9 protein-coding genes and 4 pseudogenes are annotated in these 15,889 nt (G+C 41.7%); 2 read left to right on the forward strand and 11 right to left on the reverse strand.

From position 1 onward, the window contains the following. Positions 1-531: 531 nt before the first annotated feature. From NMK50_RS07060 to NMK50_RS07080, 5 genes and pseudogenes are all read right to left on the reverse strand, one after another. A complete protein-coding gene (locus NMK50_RS07060) occupies positions 532-1,644 on the reverse strand; it encodes a phage late control D family protein (protein ID WP_254769892.1) in 1,113 nt (370 codons plus the stop codon). Continuing rightward, positions 1,635-1,889: a tail protein X gene (locus NMK50_RS07065; RefSeq protein WP_254769893.1), complete on the reverse strand. Its 255-nt coding sequence runs from the start codon at positions 1,887-1,889 to the stop codon at positions 1,635-1,637. The genes NMK50_RS07060 and NMK50_RS07065 overlap by 10 nt, the downstream gene beginning before the upstream one ends. Continuing rightward, on the reverse strand, positions 1,886-2,332 hold the full coding sequence (locus NMK50_RS07070) for a phage tail protein (RefSeq protein ID WP_254769894.1): 447 nt from the start codon (positions 2,330-2,332) through the stop codon (positions 1,886-1,888). The genes NMK50_RS07065 and NMK50_RS07070 overlap by 4 nt, the downstream gene beginning before the upstream one ends. A gap of 33 nt (positions 2,333-2,365) precedes the next feature. Further along, positions 2,366-2,791, reverse strand: coding sequence for a phage tail protein (locus tag NMK50_RS07075; RefSeq protein WP_254769895.1), 426 nt, complete (start codon positions 2,789-2,791; stop codon positions 2,366-2,368). A gap of 33 nt (positions 2,792-2,824) precedes the next feature. Next, a pseudogene (locus NMK50_RS07080) lies at positions 2,825-4,942 on the reverse strand (phage tail tape measure protein); the annotation flags it as partial. Between the two features lie 763 nt (positions 4,943-5,705). Between NMK50_RS07080 and NMK50_RS07090 the strand changes: the two are divergent. Then, positions 5,706-10,010, forward strand: coding sequence for an autotransporter outer membrane beta-barrel domain-containing protein (locus NMK50_RS07090; protein ID WP_441296306.1), 4,305 nt, complete (start codon positions 5,706-5,708; stop codon positions 10,008-10,010). Between the two features lie 421 nt (positions 10,011-10,431). Here the strand turns inward: NMK50_RS07090 and NMK50_RS10430 are convergent. Next, positions 10,432-10,626, reverse strand: a pseudogene (locus tag NMK50_RS10430) (Arm DNA-binding domain-containing protein); the annotation flags it as partial. A gap of 511 nt (positions 10,627-11,137) precedes the next feature. Continuing rightward, a pseudogene (locus NMK50_RS07095) lies at positions 11,138-11,268 on the reverse strand (Arm DNA-binding domain-containing protein); the annotation flags it as partial. 600 nt (positions 11,269-11,868) lie between these two features. Between NMK50_RS07095 and NMK50_RS07100 the strand changes: the two are divergent. Continuing rightward, positions 11,869-12,101 (forward strand): annotated as a pseudogene (locus tag NMK50_RS07100) (Arm DNA-binding domain-containing protein); the annotation flags it as partial. A gap of 56 nt (positions 12,102-12,157) precedes the next feature. Here the strand turns inward: NMK50_RS07100 and NMK50_RS07105 are convergent. From NMK50_RS07105 to NMK50_RS07120, 4 genes are read right to left on the reverse strand one after another with little or no spacing between them, the layout of a single operon-like run. Next, the gene (locus tag NMK50_RS07105; RefSeq protein WP_254769899.1) at positions 12,158-12,943 is read right to left on the reverse strand and encodes an ABC transporter ATP-binding protein; all 786 of its coding nucleotides are present in this window, start codon (positions 12,941-12,943) and stop codon (positions 12,158-12,160) included. Next, positions 12,940-13,815 (reverse strand): ABC transporter ATP-binding protein, encoded by an 876-nt coding sequence (locus NMK50_RS07110; protein WP_254769900.1) that lies wholly within the window; start codon positions 13,813-13,815, stop codon positions 12,940-12,942. Before NMK50_RS07110 ends, NMK50_RS07105 begins: the two co-directional genes overlap by 4 nt. After that, the gene (locus tag NMK50_RS07115; RefSeq protein WP_254769901.1) at positions 13,808-14,737 is read right to left on the reverse strand and encodes an ABC transporter permease; all 930 of its coding nucleotides are present in this window, start codon (positions 14,735-14,737) and stop codon (positions 13,808-13,810) included. Before NMK50_RS07115 ends, NMK50_RS07110 begins: the two co-directional genes overlap by 8 nt. A gap of 2 nt (positions 14,738-14,739) precedes the next feature. Then, positions 14,740-15,813, reverse strand: coding sequence for an ABC transporter permease (locus tag NMK50_RS07120; protein WP_254769902.1), 1,074 nt, complete (start codon positions 15,811-15,813; stop codon positions 14,740-14,742). Between the last annotated feature and the right edge of the window lie 76 nt (positions 15,814-15,889).

The following is a 15,889-nucleotide window of genomic DNA, read 5'->3' on the forward strand; positions in this document are numbered from 1 at the left end:
ATTTGACATCTAAAATCTATAAAATATGCATGCAGAGACCAACAAATTTTGTATCATTTGCATCATATTTTGTAAAAATAACCTCATTTTCAAAGGATTTTCATTTTTTCAAAGGGCTCTCAAAGGGTCTTCAAAGGCCTTTCAAAGGTCATTTATTGCCTCTTTTAGGGGAATTGAATAATCGTTTCTTCCTATCCCAAGCATATTACTAAAAAGAGAAAAAGCATTTGAGCAATTGGGGCAACTTGACCCTATTGCTCTTTAGCATGCAATTGTGCAATGTTTGCACTATTGTTGGTGTAAGGAATTGGGTAAACATTACCCTATTGCTCATCTTCACGCACTTGGTACAACCTACACCAATTTCTTCAAATGCCTATCATCATCAATCAAAAGGTCAAGTTGACCCTTTGATTTTTTATCCCCTTCACACTTTATATATTGTGATTTAAAAATGCATTATCGCTTCCTTGAGCAATTGGGGCAACTTGCACCTATTGCATGATAACAAATAATTCGGTCAACTTGACCCTATTTCTCATCAGCAAACCAAAGTGCAATGTTTCCACTTTGATTCACATGCGCATCACCGATCAAAGGGTAAACTTTACTTTTTGATTTTCTTGTGCACGGCATTCTACGAGGTTGACTTTTCCCATGGCTGTTTCCCTTTTCTGGTGCCTCTAAGGTGATTTCTGTGGTATAGCCGCTTTGTTTCTCATAGCGGTGGGTGACGGTTGCGGCTTTCCATGCTCCATTGATTTGCTCGCGGAACCCTTGCAAAATGAGAGGTTGATCGGCCATGATTTCTGGACGCCCCTCTAAAGCCAAAGAACCACTGCCCATACCACGACAAAGCCGGTCCGATTCTGATGCGGCAGCAGCCAAAGCTTCCTCTCTGCAAGGATAGCAACCACGCAAACGCCGTGTGGGGCCTTGGAGATTCGTTTGATATTTGACAGACAGCTGTTTTCCTTGCGAGCGATCAAAATAGGTTGATTCAACGCTGCCATATTGGGTGCGTGGCTCGAGGGTAAATTCCCAACTGGAACAATCATGCTTGGCAAGAGTGATTGCCGGTAAATTGTTGCCGCTTAAAAATAAAAACTTATTGTCTTTGATAAAAAAACGTGCCTGCATACGCTCCGCAAGGCGGGTTAAAAAATCAATTGTCGACTGATTGGTGCACACCACATAAGGCAAGGTTTTGCTATAAAACTCTTGGTCGACTTTGGCTTGATAACCATGACGCTTGGCTAAGCTTTCGACAATCTCACCAATGGTTTGATTGTCAAAATGCTCACTTGTCTGTTCTTTGAGTTCGCCACGCATCGAAGCGCTTTTGCCGCAAAGGCGTAAAATCTCTCCATCACTGCCCCCGATACTGACAACCGATTCGACAACAAAACGCCCCATAACAGCACTGATGCTGTCCTGATAACCAAACTTCACCTGCAGAGTGCTGTTCTTTTGTGGAACCTCTAAATCATTGTCCCTATCATCAAACTCCGCTTCAAAGCGATCGGCTTCATTGCCGGCATGATCGGTAATGGTGGCGCTAAGAAGACGCTGGTAGAAAACCTCATGGACGGTTTTTTCTCCAACCTTAACCTCAATAAAAGGAGTGCTCCGCCTTAATCCCATAACCGCTTCACTCTGCTTTGAGGAGGAACAAAGACAAATTCAGGCAAAGTGATCTCTAAACCCCGTGGCAAAACAGCACCATATTGGGCAATCCCTGAATTGGCTCTCAAGGTGGCTTCTAAATAGCCCTCTAAGAATCCAGCCTGTTGACGGTCTCCTAACACCGCCATGGCATGTTGAAAGCAAATCAGATCGAGACTGAGATCTTCTAACTCTACAACAATGTGCTTTACTGGTAGCTTCATAGCTGTCGTCCCTCTTGGAAATATCCTTGCGGTTTGCCCCCATCAAAAAAGGGCAACAGACTGATGGAATAACGGATACGCTGCGATTGACCAGAGCGACTGATATAATCGTGGTCTTTGGTGATCGAGGTGATCACCACGGGACCATGGAATATGGCACTATAGCTTATATCATTGACCCAACGAAGCATCTGTACCGGTTTTGCTGCTCGTATGGTCATAGTGAGTGCATCAATGGCTATACAATCACCAAACTCTTCTGGAAACCATACGCCATGGATGGTTTTGGCATCATTGCCATAGCCGGTAAATTGCAAGCTGGGGGCTTTGCCAAAACGCTCCATAGACACCCATGAGGCGGAAAACTCTTCTTCAAAGGATTGGAAATTCAGCCAATCGACATAAAATTGATGCGGGCCTAGCATCATCAAAGGATCTTGCATTGCTTCTCTCCCCTCATTGCTTCTCCCTCCCCCTTATTCTGTGCCGCCATGCAAGGCATTGGCTTTTGCCCGTTGGAGGGCATGACTTACCGCACGGCCGGTAGCAAGAGGATCACGCGCCCCATTGACATGCACCGTGACATTTTGATGGTGATAAACGGATGCGCTCTGCTTGTTTTTGTCCGTTGCCTGCGTTGTCACAGGGCTGGTTTGCGAGTGACCGGCAAATTGTACAATTGGCTGCAAAGCTGTTTTGCCACCAAGCCAACTGGGCACTGGAAACCACACGCCATGGATGGTTTTGGCATCATTGCCATAGCCGGTAAATTGCAAGCTGGGGGCTTTACCAAAACGCTCCATAGACACCCATGAGGCGGAGAACTCTTCTTCAAAAGATTGGAAATTCAGCCAATCGACATAAAACTGATGCGGGCCTAGCATCATCAAAGGATCTTGCATTGCTTCTCTCCCCTCATTGCTTCTCCCTCCCCCTTATTCTGTTCCGCCATGCAAAGCATTGGCTTTTGCCCGTTGGAGGGCATGACTTACCGCACGGCCGGTAGCAAGAGGATCACGTACCCCATTGACATGCACGGTGACATTTTGATGGTGATAAACAGATGCGTTCTGCTTGCTTTTGTCCGTTGCCTGCGGTGTCACAGGGCTGGTTTGCGAGTGACCGGCAAATTGTACAATCGGCTGCAAAGCTGTTTTGCCACCAAGCCAACTGGGTAAATGAAACATGTTGGAGAAATCAATCGAACCAATCCATCCTTTGATACGACCGGATAAGGATTTAAAAAAATCAGTCAACTTTGTGATGGAGGACAGAAAGCCATCGACAATCCCATTGGCAAGATCTTCTCCGGCCTGTTCCATACCCACCTTGGCTTCTTCTGAGAGCTTTTCGCGGGCAAAAAAACTGCCCAACCAGCTCCAAAAGCTGGAGAGACTTTGCTTAAAACCCTCTAAGACATTACCAAACCATTGGGATAGAGCAACAAGCCCCTGTTTGAACTTTTGCCAAGCTTGAGAAAAGTCAAAAGCAGCAGCAAGGATGTTTTTCCATCTTGTAATGGTTGCGGTATCAGCACCAAAAAAGCGCATGACAGCTTCAAAGATACGGCCAAAAGCATGGACCAGCCCGCGAGCAAAACCCTTGACAAAAGAGGAAAACCGATCCCAATATTTCCACAAGGCAAAACAAGCCGCCATGATTACTGCCACAACAGCGGCAATCAAAGCCCCTATCGGGGAAAAAACAGCACCAACAACAGAAGCAATGCCTGTTGCTACCACTTCTATCACTGTGCCAACCCAGCCAAAAGCAGCAGCAAAGGCGGAACTCAAGACCATAAGCCCGCGAAAGGCTGCCACCAACAAAGTCATGGGCCGCAAGAGACGAAGCGTGCTCCCACCAAGAGTTGCTGCCATAAGTCCCAAAGAGCGCCATGAAGCGATTAAGCTTTGCCAATTGGTTTTAAGGGCACGACTCACACCGCCAATTTTGATCAAAGAGCCCATCAACTGAAGCAAACCAAGGCGTGTGCCAGCCATGGTAAAGCGCAACACCCGCAGAGCAATATTAAAAGCCATCAGGGTGCTAATCGTTTTGACAATCGCACTGGTTAAGGCGGGATGGGCATTGGCCCATGCCATCAAACCATTGATAAAATTGCCAACACTTTCCATCAAATTGTTGACATGGGGCAACAACACGTTGCCAATGGTAATGCCCAAAGCCACGATGCGGTTTTGCAAAAGTTCAAATTGCCGGATGGCACCGGTTGCTTGTTTATCTGCTTCTTGTTCTACGGAGCCTTTAAAAACTTTGGGGTCTTTAACAAATTCGAGCGCTTGGCTTAACAATTCTGGATTGCCAACCAATTTGGCAAAGTCACCGGTAAAATCACGCCCAGCAATGGCAATCAGGGAACGCATACCCTGTTCGGATTTGGCTAAAACATCAAAAAAGCGCACTAATGTGCCGGTTGCATCTTTGTCGAGGTCTTGGAGAAACTTTCGCCGTGACAGCCCGATAAAAGCATTGGCTTTTGCCCGTTGGAGGGCATGACTTACCGCACGGCCGGTAGCAAGAGGATCACGCGCCCCATTGACATGCACCGTGACATTTTGATGGTGATAAACGGATGCGCTCTGCTTGCTTTTGTCCGTTGCCTGCGTTGTCACAGGGCTGGTTTGCGGGTGACCTGTAAATTGTACAATCGGCTGCAAAGCTGTTTTGCCACCAAGCCAACTGGGCAAATGAAACATGTTGGAGATATCAATCGAACCAATCCATCCTTTGATGCGACCGGATAAAGATTTAAAAAAATCAGCCAACTTTGTGATGGAGGACAGAAAGCCATCGACAATCCCATTGGCTAGATCCTCTCCGGCCTGTTCCATACCCACCTTGGCTTCTTCTGAGAGCTTTTCGCGGGCAAAAAAACTGCCCAACCAGCTCCAAAAGCTGGAGAGACTTTGCTTAAACCCCTCCCAGACATTACCAAACCACTCGCCAACAGCGCTAAGCTCCTGTTTGAACTTTTGCCAATGTTCAGAGAAGTCAAAAGCAGCAGCAAGGATGTTTTTCCATCTTGTAATGGTTGCGGTAAAGGAGGCTTAATTTTCTCCAATTATCAACCAGTAGAAACCAAACAGCCAACGGAGATTTTCAAAGCAGAAGCCCTTGCCTCAATCATTGTTTTTTTCTCAGGTCTTGGCTTTTTTCGTAGGTGAAGGTTCTATCCCATAACTTGCAGCATCTTATTGGTGAAGATTGAGAGCCCTAAGCAATACCTCTTTTTAAATGCCATCAAGACATCAACCGCTTATCAAAAAACAGGCACTTATGGGAAACGGAGGAAATGTTGGTCTATTGAAAAGATCACCGATAGGAGAACAAGCGTGATACGCTCTATTGCCCCTCAACACCTGAAAAGAGCAAAACCAGACAGATTTAAAAACCTTGTGATAATAACGCAACAACACCGGCGACAGTGCTGAAGAGACTCTCTATCCCTCAATTTGATAAAATATCAAATTGCAAGAAAATTTAAATACAATTTAAGTATTATTCCATGCTCTTTTCTATAAAATTGTATTCTTATTCTTACAACAAGACTCTTTTAAAGCTAACAAATTATAAACACATATTTATAAAATTATAATATTTGTTTAATATATTTTATACTTAATGTATCTTATGTATTAAATACCACTCTTATAATATAATCTTAATACTCAGTTTGACAAAGTAAAGTAAATTCATTAACTGTAGTTAATTTCATTTCAAATATCCATTGTTATTCTTCTAACGAATTTATTTAAGCGGGGAAAACATTGAGGGACTATAAGTTAGGAAAGCATGATGTCTAAAAAAAACCTCTTATTATGCACAGCAGCCGCAACAGTCTTGCTGTTTGGCACGCATTACAATCTACATGCTGAAAGCCTGGAAGTTTCTACGGGAACAAGTGAAGTCTCCAATAAAACCTATGAAACAATTCATGCCAAAGCAGGGGGAAAAATTATTGGTAAAAATTTAACAATCATCGGAAATAAAAACTCACAAGGAAGCAATTCATTGAATGACTTTGTAGTAACAGCTGAAGGTGCGAACAGTTCTATTGAATTGGATAACACAACGATTAAAGGAACGAATCCTGGTATTTTGCTTGGACTTGAAGCAAAAGATGGTGCTTCAATTAAAATGATTGGGGGCTCCATCGCAACAAGTTCTGGAATAGCTGCTTCTTTTAAGAACAGTAAAAATGACGGAAATAAGCTGGAAAATGTAACGATATCTGGCTCTAGCAAAATATATGTCAATAAGAGCACTCTTACTTTGAACAGGGTAACAGTTGGTTCAGCTAGCGACACTTTATTGATCGATGCTTTACGATTAGATAATGCTTCTATAGTAACTGTATCAGGAGGGTCCTTTTATGGAACAGTGTATTCTAATAGCGGTAGCATTATTACTCTAAAGGACAATGTTAAAATAAAATCTCATAACTTTGGACTCATATCTGAGAGCCGTGGACTCATATCACACCCAACCAAGGTCACAATGACGGGAGGAGAAGTCACTGGGGAACACATAGCATTACATACACTAAGTGGTCATATTGATGTCACAGATGTTGTTCTCAAAACAGGGGGCGAAGGAACCGGCGCAAATTCCGCAGGCTCAAACGGCATAATTAATTTGCAAAATACCACAATTGAAGAGGCTAAAATCGGACTGGATGCACACGTAGATGGCGCGATCAGCATGACCGGGGGATCCATTACCGTTTCCGAGATAGGGGCTTCTTTTACAGAAAGCAAGAATGATCAAAATAAGCTGGAAGGTGTAAAGATAACCAGCAATAGCAAAGATAAACCGCTCTCCGTTGGAATAAACGCTGATCAGGAAAGCAGCGTTACTTTGAAAGATGTAACAGTCACAAAAGCAGAAAAGGCTATAAGCGCAAACAACAACTCTCAAGTCACAGTCTCTGGTGGAGTGTTTGAAGCAGAACAAGAAGCTGTATATGCTAAGCAAGGCAGCACAATTGCTTTAAATGATAATGTGACAGTGACATCTGAAAATAATGGGCTTCATGCCGATGGTGAAAAGTCTCAAATCAACATGACGGAAGGAGAAGTCACCGGGAAAAAAGCTGCATTGTTGGCAGAAAATAGCGGATATATTGATGTCACAGATATCACTCTCACCGCATATAACGAAGGAACAGGTGTAAGTGCCATTGGTCCTAACAGCATGATTAATTTGCATGAGAAGGCAACCATTAAAGAGGCTAAAATCGGACTTGAAGCAAAAGACAATGGTGTCATTCAAATGACAGGTGGGTCTATCACTGTTTCCCAGATAGGAGCTTCTTTTGAGAACAGCAAAAATGATCAAAACAAGCTAGAAAATGTCGTGATAGCAAGCAGCAGTGATGATAAACCAATAATCACAGGCGTAAGTGCTGATAAAAAAAGCACGGTTGCTTTAAAAAACATCACCGTTCAAAACGCAGAAAAGGCGCTCTTTGCTCATGATCATTCCCAAATAACCCTAATGGGCGGCGGCTTCTTTGGCGGTGAGATACTAGCTAAGCAAGACAGCACAATTGCTTTAAATGACAATGTGACAGTGACATCTGAAAATAATGGACTTCATGCCGATGGTGAAAAGTCTCAAATCACCATGACAGGAGGAGAAGTCACCGGGAAAAAAGCTGCATTGTTGGCAGAAAATAGCGGATATATTGATGTCACAAATGTTGTTCTCAAAACAGGGGATGAAGGAACAGGTGCAAGTGCCATTGGTCCTAACAGCATGATTAATTTGCATGAGAAGGCAACCATTAAAGAGGCTAGAATCGGACTTGAAGCAAAAGACAATGGTGTCATTCAAATGACAGGTGGGTCTATCACTGTCTCCCAGATAGGAGCTTCTTTTGAGAACAGCAAAAATGATCAAAACAAGCTAGAAAATGTCGTGATAGCAAGCAGCAGCGATGATAAACCAATAATCACAGGCGTAAGTGCTGATAAAAAAAGCACCGTTGCTTTAAAAAACATCACCGTTCAAAACGCAGAAAAGGCGCTCTTTGCTCATGATCATTCCCAAATAACCCTAACGGGCGGCGGGTCCCTTGGCGGTGAGATACTAGCTAAGCAAGACAGCACAATTGCTTTAAATAACAATGTGACAGTGACATCTGAAAATAATGGGCTCCATGCCGATGGTGAAAAATCTCAAATCACCATGACAGGAGGAACTATAAAAGCAAAAGAAGCTGCCTTTGTCACAAAAGATGGCGGACATATTGATGTCTCAGATATTTCTGCGAAAGCACAGCACAATGGGATACGCTTTGATGGCTCCAAAAACGATCAGACTTCAGAAATTAACCTGACCAATACAGATCTTCTCGTCGAAGATGGAACGGGTATTGTTGCCAACAATTCGTCAAATGCTAAACTCAATCTCAAAGATTCAAAAATTAATGCCGATCAGTTGTTCGTGGGGAAAACCCATGATACACTAAAATCTGATCAAATCTTTACACTCACCGCTCAAAACTCTCTCTTACAGGGGGGAGCAAGAAATGATGAAAATGGCAGAACAACTTTTGATCTTAAAAACAACACAACGTGGTTCGTAAAAACCAGTACACAAGAAAAAGATGATGAGGGCAATCTGTTTGATATTGCTCAAAGAGCACGTTCTGATGTGTCTGTTCTTCATCTCAACGACAGTAAGATTATTTTTCAAAAACCAACAGAAAACCATTATCATACATTGCATATAGGTTCTGGAAAACCAGAAACACAAGCAGTCTATAATGCTACAGGAGACGCAGAAATTTACTTCAATGCCGAATGGAGTGATGGTGCAGCAATAGCCGATCAAAAAACCGATAGGCTGCTCATTCATGGCGATGTATCAGGAACAACAACAATTTATGTCACGGGAAATTTAAAGGGAGGAATTACAGCAAGCGACTTTAACCCTTCCAATACAAGCGGGGTTTCGCTTATTCAAGTTTCTGGAAATACCGATGAAAATTCCTTCAAATTAACCAGTGGTGATATCCAAACAATGGGTTCACCTTATAAATATAGGCTTGCCGCTTATGGACCAACATCCAGCTATGGTGTAGCAAATGAAACCCAAAACCTGTTAGGAGAAAATGATCATTTCTGGGATTTCCGTTTACAAAGATTTCTCTTGCCACAAGTCTCTAGCTATTTAGCCATGCCTAATGCTCTCTTCTACGCTGGTTTTATCGATATGGCGAAACAAAGCACTCTGTTAGCTGATCTGCGAACAACAGGATTGGCAAGAGAGGAGGAGAAAAAGAACAAAGGCTTCTTCTTGTCTTCATATGGAAGTATCGCAACTTTATCATCTCAATATGATTATGAAACAAACATCCGCTATGCTGCAACACAAGCAGGTTTTACTGCTTCAACACAATATGGGAAAAATGCAACCCTCTATTGGGGGCTTATTGGAACCTATGGGCAATTATCCCTCACCCCAAAGGATATAGAAGATGCAGACAAGAGTACGCTCAACAAATGGTCAATCACAGCTTACGGCAGTATAGAGCGTAACTGCGGTTTCTATATCGATACACTCTTCTCTTATGGAATCTGGAAAGGAAATATCGCCACGGCTCTTGCAAAAAACACCACGAAAGTTGATGATATAAAAATGCTCATTGCCTCAACAACAATTGGTCAAAAATTGACAACGCATATTAAAGATCTTACGTTTGAACCCCAAGCACAGCTTGTTTACCAGCGTCTTATCTTTAACACCTTTACTGATGCCGACAACCTTAAAGTGGATATCGGCGAACCGCACCAATGGTTGCTGAGAATTGGGGGACGTTTAACAAAAACCATTGTTGACACCCAAAAAGAGCGTGCTCTTTCCTTTTATGGGAAACTAAACTTACTTCAAACCTTTGGTGACGATCATACCATACAAATTAGCGATACTTTTCCCCTTGATCCAGTGGGACCTGCGATTGAAGGTGGGCTTGGCATCAATGTAAAATTGTCTCGCAGTTTAGCACTCCATGGTGATATAAATTATCGAAAAAAACTACAAAAAACCGGCATATCCGGAACAAACTTTTCTGGAGGTATCCGCTATCAGTTTTAAACCAAAGCGAGTAGTTTTAAGATAACACTATAAACTTTAAGACAAAGTGGCTCAGGTTTCGGTGGCTCAGGTTTCGGTGGTCTAGGCTCCGGTGATTCAGGTTCCAGTGGCCCAAGTTTCGGTGGTCCAGGCTCCGGTGGCCCAGGTTCCGGTGGCTCAGGTTCCGGTGGTCCAGGCTCCGGTGGCTCAAGTTCCGGGGGGGCAGGCTCCGGTGGCTCAAGTTCCGGGGGGGCAGGCTCCGACTGTAAATCTTAAAACAAGGCTGTAAATTGAATATGGGGCTGTAAAAACAAGCATCCTCTATCCTTCGTTTTCATCCCCTCTCCTGTAAACAGAAGAGCCACGTTTTTTGGCGCTTCTGTTGAAGAGGCATTAAGGAAATTATCTTTACTCGTCGATAAAAAGAAAAGGTAGCATAACACGCTGCCTTTAAAGAGATATCTCTCAGTGCACCCAAGCCCATTTCACAATGCCACCCGTGAATAGTATAGCGTAAAATCCACGAACCACCACCATATCTTTACGTTTATCAAGGTACAAGCCGGCCCTATCATATTCTTTACCGCCCCCCAATGTTGCAAGACACCTTGGTATTGAGACGATTCTTTAAAGGCATTTTTACACCTTTCTTCTCTCTCTTTTATCCACGCGATAATCTCACTTGTAATGTGCAAGGGGATGGTTTTGATTGATCCAACATAAGCAGGTGTGGAATGTTTTGCAATGAGAGAACCTTAGAATATTCGAGGTTCTCATTCAATAGGTGAAACAATGAATTATCGTTATCAATCAAAAAACTACAAAAAACCGGCATATCCGGAACAAACTTTTCTGGAGGTATCCGCTATCAGTTTTAAACCAAAGCGAGTAGTTTTAAGATAACACTATAAACTTTAAGACAAAGTGGCTCAGGTTTCGGTGGTTCAGGTTCCGAGGGGCAGGCTCCGACTGTAAATCTTAAAACAAGGCTGTAAATTGAATATGGGGCTGTAAAAACGAGCATCCTCTATCCTTCGTTTTCATTCCCTCTCCTGTAAACAGAAGAGCCACGTTTTTTGGCGCTTCTGTTGAAGAGGCATTAAGGAAATTATCTTTACTCGTCGATAAAAAGAAAAGGTAGCATAACACGCTGCCTTTAAAGAGATATCTCTCAGTGCACCCAAGCCCATTTCACAATGCCACCCGTGAATAGTATAGCGTAAAATCCACGAACCACCACCATATCTTTACGTTTATCAAGGTACAAGCCGGCCCTATCATACGCTGCCTTTTTATTCATAAAACCTGTTTTCCTTTCTTCCAAAAAGACACCTTCCTGAGAAAAACAGCTTCAAATATTTGAATGGATTATCTCGTTTATCATTGTTTTTTACAACAGCGCCTTCTTTTTTAAGGATAAAACTGAATTTTTCTCGATAAATAAAGACTAAAAATATAAAAAAGAGAACAATAAATCCTATTTCACACAATGATGAGAAATTTCTCTCGTGAAACACAATCTTTTTCCCAATATCATCTTATTTTTGTCAAGCATAATTTTTAAAATTATTCCATAAAGCTATTAAATAGAACAAATATTATAAAAATCTATGTATAATAGAATAAAACTACTTTACGTAAAAATGCATCAGAAAATTTATACTGAAAAAATTTTTATATAAAAAAATAAAACCCTCTATTGCTACAACATATTGATTTATAATGATAATTAATCGTTTTATATGTTGAATGAGACCCCCAAATTTTGTAAAATGCTCTCATCTCAAATCTGCTTTCCTTGAATCAATCATAATCATTTATTTGCACGTCATAAGCGGAGCTGTCGTGTGGGTAAAAAACTCTAAAGAAAGGAGTAAAAATGCCTTTAATGAATCGTCTTAACACCAAGGGCTATCGCAACATTGGGGGCTGGAAAAGAGTATGATGGGATCGGTTTGTACCTTCATAAGCGTAAAGATGATGGTGCTCAAAGGCTTTATCGTTATACCATTCACGGATGCCATCGTGAAACGAGCTTGGGTGCTTTAAGAAATATCTCTTTAAAAAAAAGCCCGTGAATGTGCAACTCAATGGCGTTCTATTTTGCAACAACGCTGTTGAATATCCACCAAAACCTCAAGAAGACAAAATCTTCTTTTTTATAAAACCTACGATACTCTTTCTTCTCTATGAACAATAGGATCAATACTTGCTTCAAAAAACATCTTTGTATAGTGATGTTGCGCATGCAAATTGCGCAAATCATCATTACTGAGCTCTTCAAGAATAATCCCTTTATGCATAATTCCAACACGTTCGCAGATGTGCGCAACAACAGCAAGATCGTGAGAGACCATCAAATAAGTGAGTTTTTTTTCCTCTCGTAATGATTTTAACAAATTTAAAATTTCAGCCTGTACCGACACATCCAATGCAGATGTTGGTTCATCAAGCAGCAAAACCTCTGGCTCAATAATGAGAGCACGTGCAAGAGCAATACGCTGACGTTGTCCTCCAGATAATTCATGCGGATAACGATAAAGAAAGGAAGAATTGAGACCAACGGAATCTAAAGCATCACCTACCCGCTCCTTTTGATTATCCATCCCATGAATTTTGAGGGATTCAGAAAGAACAGTGTGAACCATTTTTCTTGGATGAAGAGAAGCATAAGGATCCTGAAAAACCATTTGAATACAGCGTAAAAAATTCTTATCTCTCTTTTTGGGGACTTCTTCCCCATCAAAAATGAAACGTCCACTATACTCTGGAAGAAGCCCAACCAATGTATTCAAAATAGTTGACTTTCCACACCCTGATTCACCAATCAAACCATAAGCTTCACCACGCTTAATATGAAAGTTAACATTTTTAACAACAGTTACTGCCTTGTGCCTATGCCCAAAGGTCACAGATAAATTAGAAACATCAATGATATTCTCACAATTGGTCACGAGACAACTCCTTCAACACCATTAACAATCGTAGGATTATGCAACCAATCAGGATCGCGTTCAGGAACAGCTAAAACATCAACAGGATTATCAAGCCGTGGCAAACTTGCTAGCAAAGCTTTCGTATAAGGATGACAAGCACGCGATAAATCACTGGCAGGCAATTCTTCTAATACACGACCTGCATACATAACCAAAACACGATCACAAAAATCAGCAATCATATTCAAATCATGACTAATGAAAATAAGTCCCGTTCCAGATTTAGTCACAAGCTCATCTAATACTGATAAAACTTGACGTCTTACAGTAATATCAAGTGCAGAGGTTGGCTCATCTGCAATAATTAAATCAGGTTTAGGAATAAGCATCATCGCAATCATCACACGCTGCCCCATGCCACCCGATATTTCATGAGGAAACAATCTCATCACATGCTCAGGATCACGAATATGAACAGATTCCAACATAGCAATCGTCTGTTTCCGCGCATCGGTCTTTGAAACACGGTGATGAATCCGGTAAGCTTCCATAATCTGTTCCCCAATCCGGATTAATGGATTAAGCGAATACTTTGGATCCTGTAAAATCATAGAAATATGCTTACCCCGGATTTTTCGCATCTGAGATTCACTTGCATGCAATAAATCTACATCATCAAACCGCATTTTTTTGGCTTTGACAATTGCTGCTCTTGGACTCAATTTGAGTATCGCACGCCCCGTCATGGATTTTCCAGAGCCAGATTCGCCAACAATTCCAATTTTTTCTTTCCCCATGGAAAAGCTAATGCCCCGCACAACTTCTGAAAGACCGCGCGTTGTAGGAAAAAAAATACGTAAATCTTCTATCTCTAATAACTTTTTAGCCATTGCGTGGATCCAATACATCACGAAGTCCATCCCCTAACAAATTGAAAGCAAGGCTTGCTAACAATATTGCACAACCCGGTATTGCCGCCAACCACCAATTTGTCATCATAAATTCACGACCAGATGAAAGCATTGCACCCCATTCAGGACTTGGCAATTGCGCTCCTAATCCCAAAAAACCAAGACCAGCAGCTGTTAAAATAATTCCAGACATATCGAGCGTTAACCGTACCACCACTGAAGGAATACACATAGGGGCAACATGAAACAAAATAATTCGCAAAGCAGATGCCCCTTGCAAACGAACTGCCGAGACGTAATCCGATGAACGTATCGTCAAAGTTTCAGCACGTGCCAAACGCGCTATTGGCGGCCATGCTGCAATTGAAATTGCAATAGACGCATTTTCAATGCCTGGTCCCAAAGCTGCGGAAAAGGCAAGAGCCAAAATTAAAGCTGGAAAAGCAAGAAAAATATCGACAATGCGCATCAGAACGATATCAACCCACCCTCCTATATAGCCTGAGACAGTTCCAACAATAAGCCCCACTGGTCCTACAATAATTGTCGTAAGAAAAACAATATAGAGAGTAATACGCGCACCAAAAATGAGACGACTAAAAATATCACGCCCTAACTCATCTGTGCCAAAATAATGCAACATAGAAGGTGGTTGCAATCGGTGTGTAAGGTCATTGCTAACAAAATCATAGGGTGCAATCCAAGGAGCAAATATTGCACATAAGACAATAAGAAAAATAATAATCAGCCCAAATAGAGCTGAAAAATTATGAGAAAACTTGATCAATGCATGATAAGTTCTTTGTGCGTTTGCCTGAAAAGCTGACTGTGGAACAGATTCATTTAACCAGCGCCCCAAAGAAAATGACGATTGCGATGTTTGATGATTCATGATTGTCATATTCAACGTGTCCTTGGATCAAAAATTCGATAAAGCAAATCAGAAAATAAGTTAATGACGACAAAGAGGAACCCTACAAGGAGAGTACATCCGACAACAGCATTCATATCTCCAGCCAAAAGAGCATTGGTCAAGTAATGCCCAAAGCCAGGCCAAGCAAAAACTGTCTCTGTCAACACAGCACCTTCTAATAAAAAAGCATAAGAAAGCGCAACAACGGTGATAATCTGAACAGCAGCATTACGAAAAGCGTGTCCCCAAACTGTTCGTGCCAACGATAATCCCTTCACACGTGCCGTAATGATATATTCCTGATTGAGCTGTTCAATCATAAACCCACGTGTCATACGACTAATGTAAGCCATAGCTCCGAATGCTAAGATTAAAGCAGGCATAATAATATGACCAAAAACATTTCCAAAAGCTTCCCACTGTCCCTGACGCACCGTATCCCAAAGAAAAAATCCTGTTTTGGGTTCAAAAGAATATTCATAAATAAAATCAATACGCCCTGGACCACCAACCCAACTAAGCTTGGCATAAAAGATCAATAACGCCATTAACCCAAGCCAAAAGGTAGGAGTGGAATAACTCAGAAGTGTAAAAATACGAACAAAATAATCAACAAAGGAATCGCGATACATTGCCGCAAAAACACCAAATGGAATACCAAGACTCGTACCAATGATAATAGCAACTGTAGCAAGCTCTAACGTTGCAGGAAACACGCGCATAATATCCGCTAAAACAGGGCGTCCCGAAGTTAAAGCATCTCCAAAATCAAATAAAAAGACATTGTGAAGATAATTCCAGTACTGAACAATCAACGGTTTATCAAGACCCAACTTATAAAACATTGTATCATAAGCTTCTTGACTGATATTATCACCAAGAATAGCAAGAACAGGATCTAAAGGGAGCAGATGGCCAATAAAAAAAGTGATAGTCACCAAACCAAGCAACGTAAAAAAAACTGAAATGAGCAACTTCAATCCCTTGGAAAAGAAGTCCCATACAAACAGTCTCGTCTGCTTTTGAGATAATACTTCTTCAGATTCTGAAAGTGGCAAAACCATTATAATATCCCCCTCCATAGTGACCAAACATAAAACTAACACCTTTTTATATCATTTAGCAAATTCTCATCAAATT

Origin of the sequence: Bartonella harrusi (assembly GCF_024297065.1) — a bacterium.
Classification (GTDB): Bacteria; Pseudomonadota; Alphaproteobacteria; order Rhizobiales; family Rhizobiaceae; genus Bartonella; species Bartonella harrusi.